The 981-nt window shown below is 51.8% G+C and carries 1 protein-coding gene; it reads left to right on the top strand.

The genetic code is table 11. The features are described from left to right. A partial coding sequence (gene tuf, locus HCX92_RS14750) for an elongation factor Tu (protein ID WP_169295723.1) occupies positions 1 to 981 on the top strand: 981 nt, incomplete at its 5' end.

Genomic DNA, 981 nt, shown 5'->3' with positions numbered 1-981 from the left:
GAAACTGCAGAGCGCCACTACGCACACGTTGACTGCCCAGGACACGCTGACTATGTTAAAAACATGATCACCGGTGCTGCCCAGATGGACGGTGCGATCCTGGTTTGTTCAGCCGCTGACGGCCCAATGCCACAAACCCGTGAGCACATCCTGTTGTCACGTCAGGTGGGTGTTCCTTACATCATCGTGTTCCTGAACAAAGCCGACATGGTTGATGATGAAGAGTTGCTGGAACTGGTTGAAATGGAAGTTCGCGAATTGCTGAGCAAATACGACTTCCCCGGTGATGACACCCCTGTGATCAAGGGTTCAGCCAAACTGGCTCTGGAAGGCGATGAAGGCCCATTGGGTAAACAAGCCATTCTGGAACTGGCCAAAGCCCTGGATACTTACATTCCTACACCTGAGCGTGCCGTTGACGGTACATTCCTGATGCCTGTTGAGGACGTGTTCTCTATTTCCGGTCGTGGTACTGTTGTAACCGGCCGTATCGAGCGCGGTATCATCAAGGTTGGTGAAGAGATTGAAATCGTGGGTATCCGCGATACCGTTAAAACCACTTGTACCGGTGTTGAAATGTTCCGCAAACTGCTGGACGAAGGTCAGGCTGGTGATAACGTAGGTCTGTTGCTGCGTGGTACCAAGCGTGAAGACGTTGAGCGTGGTCAGGTATTGGCCAAACCCGGTTCAATCAAGCCGCACACCAAATTTTCGGCAGAGGTCTATATTCTGTCCAAAGAAGAGGGTGGTCGTCACACACCATTCTTCCAAGGCTACCGTCCTCAGTTTTACTTCCGTACAACGGACGTAACCGGTACCATCACTTTGCCAGCTGACAAAGAAATGGTTCTGCCAGGCGATAACGTTTCTATGGACGTTGAGCTGATTGCACCTATCGCGATGGAAGAAGGTCTGCGTTTCGCGATCCGTGAAGGCGGCCGTACTGTTGGCGCCGGTGTTGTTGCTAAAATCGCTGCTTAA

It is taken from the genome of Advenella sp. EE-W14 (assembly GCF_012923605.1).
Lineage (GTDB): Bacteria > Pseudomonadota > Gammaproteobacteria > Burkholderiales > Burkholderiaceae_B > Advenella > Advenella alkanexedens.
The sequence above is the reverse complement of the archived record's forward strand: the minus strand, read 5'-3'. Positions and strand labels throughout refer to the sequence as shown.